We start from the raw sequence: 3,864 nt of genomic DNA, 5'->3' as shown, positions 1-3,864 counted from the left end.
CGTCCCCGCCGACGTGCCGCGGGTCGATGCCGTCCGTGTCCGAGGGATCGCCGTTGCCGCGGCACCCGTCACACCCGTCACGCGGCTGGCCGCGACTGTGGTCGCCACTCGCTCCCACGGTCCGACCTTGTGGGACGCCCCCGGCCGGGCCGGCAAGCGAGGCGACCATCGCTGCGGCGAGCCCTATGGTGGCAACCGAGCGGCCTATGTACGTACGCATCGCGTCTTCTCCTGATCGGCAAGAAATCGGACGCGGGATGAGTACCTCGGCGCGCCGGATTTCACGCAGGCGCACCAATTTCCCACTCCACCGGCCGGCAAGGTTGCTCCACTCGTGCCCCTGGTCCGAGGCCGAGGAACGCAGTGGACAGCTGACCGAGACCTTCGACGCCGACGTCCGGTGCCGCTTCCGCGACCGCCTCGCGGGCCACTTCGACCACAAGCTGCACCTCGTCCTGGACGGACACGGAGCCCACCGCTCCCGCAAGGTCCGCGCCTGGCTCGCCGATCACCCCGACCGGATCGAGCTGCACGTCCTGTCGTCGCACTCGCCCGAGCTGACCCCCGATGAGCTGGTCAACGCCGACCCCAAGCGGAGTCTGCCCATGCACAGCCGGGCCCGCGGCCGTACCCAACTCGCCGCCGGAACCCGTAGGTTCTTCCCTCACCGTCAACGCCAACCGCACATCATCCACGGCTACTTCGGCGGCCGGTCACGTCCGCTGCACCCTCAAGCAGAACCCTTTGAGGGTCGGGTCAATAAGCTCCGCGAGAGATTCCCACCCACCCCACGTCACAGGGTTCCCTCAGTGCGGGATGTGGCCGGTTGCCTCACCCGCCATCCTGACCGGTTCACCCACGACCAGACCCAGCAGCTCCAAGCAGTTCTGGAAGGTGATCCAGCGGCCGGATTCGACCGTCGTCGACACCTCACGAGCCATCCGATCCGACGCCCTACGGAGATGCAACGAACGGCAAGTCCCGATCGCGCTCTGCCACGGTCGTGTAATTCGGTATCTCATCCACGCTCGTTCCCCGCTGTGCCGTGTGGCCACTTGCCTCCCGGGTCGGTTGGGCGGGCGGCCGACAGGTGATTAAGGTCTCGCCCTGCTTCACCCCTCGTGCCTTCGGACGGGGCCGACCGGCCCAGTGGGCCTGCGGGACTGTGTGATGCCTGCTGTCGTGGACGCACTTATTACTACTGCCTCTGGAGAGTCATGCACCGTCGTCCGCCGGCCAGCGAGGGCCTCGGCAAGACACCGCCCCGGGTCCCCGCGAGCACGCTGCTATCCCGCCGCGGACAGCGGCTGTGCTGGAGTACGGCCGCCGCTTTGGTGGTGACCAGTGCACTGGTCACGGCTGGCGCGCCGCCGCGCACCGTGGCCCGGCGCGCGGCCGAATACCCCATCCGCATCAGCGCCTACGTGGCCAACAGCGGTACCGAGACCGTCTCGGCTTATGACACCCAAATGGAACGGAAGTTCGGTGCCGTCCAGGTGGGTCACGGCCCGATCGGCGTGGGGGCGGCTCCGGACGGCGAATCGGTCTACGTCGCCAACGGTCAGTCCAACACCGTCTCCGTCATCCACACCGGCGCCAGGCTGGTCAGGGCAACCGTACGCGTGGGGCGCCGGCCCTTTGCCGCGATGCCGACCAGGGACGGCCGCAGGGTGCTGGTGGCGAACTTCGGCTCGGATACGGTCTCGGTCATCGACGCCCGGGGATGCCATGTGATCGCCACCGTGCGGGTGGGGCCGCTGCCGCACAGCATCACCACCATCCCGGACGGACGCGCATCCGTGACCGACAACGGCGGTGGCGCGGTAACAGTGCTCGACCAGCAATCGCGCCCGGTCCGTCGGATCCAGGTGGGGGACTTCCCCAGTGGCATCAGCTCGCCGCCCTCCGGCCGCCTGGTGTACGTCTCCAACACCGGTTCCGGCACGGTCTCGGTCATCGACACCCGCCGCGACGCCGTCGTGGCCCGCCTGCCTGCCGGCAAGGCCCCACTGGGGAACGCGGTCAGCCCCAACGGCCGGTTCCTCTTCGTCGCCGACTCGGCCCGGGACTGCCTGCTGATCATCGACATCGCCGCGCGCCGCATCGTCGGTAGCGTCCACGTCGGCGCGCAGCCTCAGGGTGTCGCCGTCACTCCGGACGGCCGGCGGGTGTGGGTGACCAACGAGCGATCCGACACCGTGTCGATCATCGACCCCTACACCCGGCAGCTCCGCGCCACTGTGCCGACCGGACACGAGCCCGAAGGCATCGCCATCACACCGCGCTGAACCCGACGATCTCCCCATGTGTCGCACCGTGCTTGCCACCGGGTGAGGGGGACCTTTCTCGGCTCACCCCCGCACGCACTCGTACAACGATGCCCGTAAGTGTGACAGTCACTCGAACGTCGTGCCCCGGCCCTGTGCGCTGCCACACAATGGTCCCATGAATCCGGTCTGTACGGCGGATTCCGGGGGGCGATGCGCAGCATGAGTCAGAGCCGGCCACGCTTCCTGGTGAACGCCCCGGTAGCGACCTGGTTCACGTCACGCTCTGACCGTCACGGGAGATCGGGGAATCCCATGCGCATCCAGCAACTCTCCGCGGCACTCGGCCCGCTGGCCGCTGCGGTCGCCCTCGTGGTCACCACTGCCGTCCCTTCACACGCAACGACCGGCACCGCGTCAACCGCTCTGGCCAGCGCCGAAGCCAGCTGCCCGGAAGGTTCCGTCTGCTTCTGGTCGAAACCCGATTTCGAGGGGGAGATGAAGGCCGTGCAGAACCGTCAACACGACTGCGGGGACACGCCGTTCCACCCCGCGCGATCGGTGCGCAACAACGCGCACGAGGCCGTGTCATTTTACGCCGGGCCGCGTTGCTCGGTCCATGTCGGCACGTTGGAGCCAGGCGGCTCAGCGCGGTCGGTCTCCCTCTCCAGCTGGCGCTGACACCGCTATCGCACCGGCGCTCCTACTGAGCGGTGAGCGGATGTACGGTCGGTCGCGCACGATGCCGGCTCGGCCGCGCCGGGTACGACGGAGCCGAGAACTCCGTGCGCTACAACACCCTCTGCACAGGCCACTTCGGCGAAGACTCAGCCAGACGTGCCTCGATTGACAAACCACGGTTACAGAAGCGCGTGGTGCCTGGGGGATATCGCCAACACCCCCCAGGTGCACCCACGTTGACGGGCTCCCGCACCTGCGTGGACCAGGTACGAGAAGCCCGCCGAGCAATCAAGCAAGGGTGTTCACGACGTGTCGCGTGGCCGCGGCGAGCAGGGCGTCGCTGGGTGGGGTGGAGTAGCCGACGCGGTGAGACATGAGGGCCAGCACGAGCGGGGCGGTGTGGGGCGGTCGGACGACGGCGATGTCGTTGGCCCTGCCGTAGTCGCCGGTGCCGGTCTTGTTGGCGACGGTCCACGACCGGGGCAGCCCCGCCCGGATGCGGCCGGCTCCGGTGGTGTTGCGCCGGAGCCAGTCTTCGAACAGCGCGCGCCGGTCCGCGGCCAGCGCGTCGCCGACGGTCAACTCGCGGTAGTCGGCGGCGATCGCACGGGGCGTGGTGGTGTCGCGAGGGTCGTGCGGGCGGTTCCGGTTCAGCTCGGGGTCGTAGTTGTCCATGTTGCGACAGCTGCGGGGTCTTCTCCGGGCGGATTCAGTTGGTGTGAGTCTGCTGTGGGTTGGTGTCTGTATCGGTGTCGGGGTGGGCCGCGGCGGCCTTCTCGGCGAGGTCTGCGATCTGCTGGAGCGCGGCCAGGTGTGCGCGTAGCCGTTCTCGGCCGGTGACGGTGGCCCGTACCCAGGTGCGGGGTCGCTTGCCGACGTAGCCCTTACGGATCTCGATGAGATCGGCGTTGCCGAG

Annotated in this window: 6 protein-coding genes and 1 pseudogene; 3 read left to right on the top strand and 4 right to left on the bottom strand. The window is 68.6% G+C overall.

Going from position 1 to position 3,864, the window contains the following annotated elements; translation table 11 throughout:
- The coding region (locus ACIQU6_RS38200; protein ID WP_403486340.1) for a hypothetical protein at positions 1-220 on the bottom strand (220 nt) is incomplete at its 3' end.
- A 154-nt stretch (positions 221-374) separates the two neighbouring features.
- Between ACIQU6_RS38200 and ACIQU6_RS38195 the strand changes: the two are divergent.
- Positions 375-735 (top strand): annotated as a pseudogene (locus ACIQU6_RS38195) (transposase); the annotation flags it as partial.
- A 71-nt stretch (positions 736-806) separates the two neighbouring features.
- Here ACIQU6_RS38195 and ACIQU6_RS38190 read toward each other — a convergent pair.
- Entirely contained in the window at positions 807-941 is a 135-nt protein-coding gene (locus ACIQU6_RS38190) for a hypothetical protein (RefSeq protein ID WP_403486369.1), read from the bottom strand.
- Positions 942-1,337: 396 nt separating this feature from the next.
- On the opposite strand from ACIQU6_RS38190, the gene ACIQU6_RS38185 reads away from it, so the two are divergent.
- Both ACIQU6_RS38185 and ACIQU6_RS38180 read left to right on the top strand, forming a co-directional pair.
- Complete coding sequence (locus ACIQU6_RS38185) at positions 1,338-2,288, top strand: cytochrome D1 domain-containing protein (protein WP_403486339.1); 951 nt, start codon at positions 1,338-1,340, stop codon at positions 2,286-2,288.
- 294 nt (positions 2,289-2,582) lie between these two features.
- Positions 2,583-2,948: a peptidase inhibitor family I36 protein gene (locus ACIQU6_RS38180; RefSeq protein ID WP_403486338.1), complete on the top strand. Its 366-nt coding sequence runs from the start codon at positions 2,583-2,585 to the stop codon at positions 2,946-2,948.
- A gap of 288 nt (positions 2,949-3,236) precedes the next feature.
- Here ACIQU6_RS38180 and ACIQU6_RS38175 read toward each other — a convergent pair whose 3' ends face one another.
- Together ACIQU6_RS38175 and ACIQU6_RS38170 are read right to left on the bottom strand one after the other, a co-directional pair.
- On the bottom strand, positions 3,237-3,623 hold the full coding sequence (locus ACIQU6_RS38175) for a serine hydrolase (protein ID WP_403486337.1): 387 nt from the start codon (positions 3,621-3,623) through the stop codon (positions 3,237-3,239).
- A 34-nt stretch (positions 3,624-3,657) separates the two neighbouring features.
- Positions 3,658-3,864 (bottom strand): transcriptional regulator (locus tag ACIQU6_RS38170; RefSeq protein WP_403486336.1); only part of this gene is annotated, 207 nt, incomplete at its 5' end.

The sequence above is a fragment of the Streptomyces sp. NPDC090442 genome (genome assembly GCF_044769405.1).
Classification (GTDB): Bacteria; Actinomycetota; Actinomycetes; order Streptomycetales; family Streptomycetaceae; genus Streptomyces.
The sequence above is the reverse complement of the archived record's forward strand: the minus strand, read 5'-3'. Positions and strand labels throughout refer to the sequence as shown.

What these genes read in the sequence shown, in the direction of transcription:
- ACIQU6_RS38190 (WP_403486369.1), bottom strand. Translation starts at nt 941, where the DNA reads ATGGCTCGTGAGGTGTCGACGACGGTCGAATCCGGCCGCTGGATCACC.
- ACIQU6_RS38180 (WP_403486338.1), top strand. Translation starts at nt 2,583, where the DNA reads ATGCGCATCCAGCAACTCTCCGCGGCACTCGGCCCGCTGGCCGCTGCG.
- ACIQU6_RS38175 (WP_403486337.1), bottom strand. Translation starts at nt 3,623, where the DNA reads ATGGACAACTACGACCCCGAGCTGAACCGGAACCGCCCGCACGACCCT.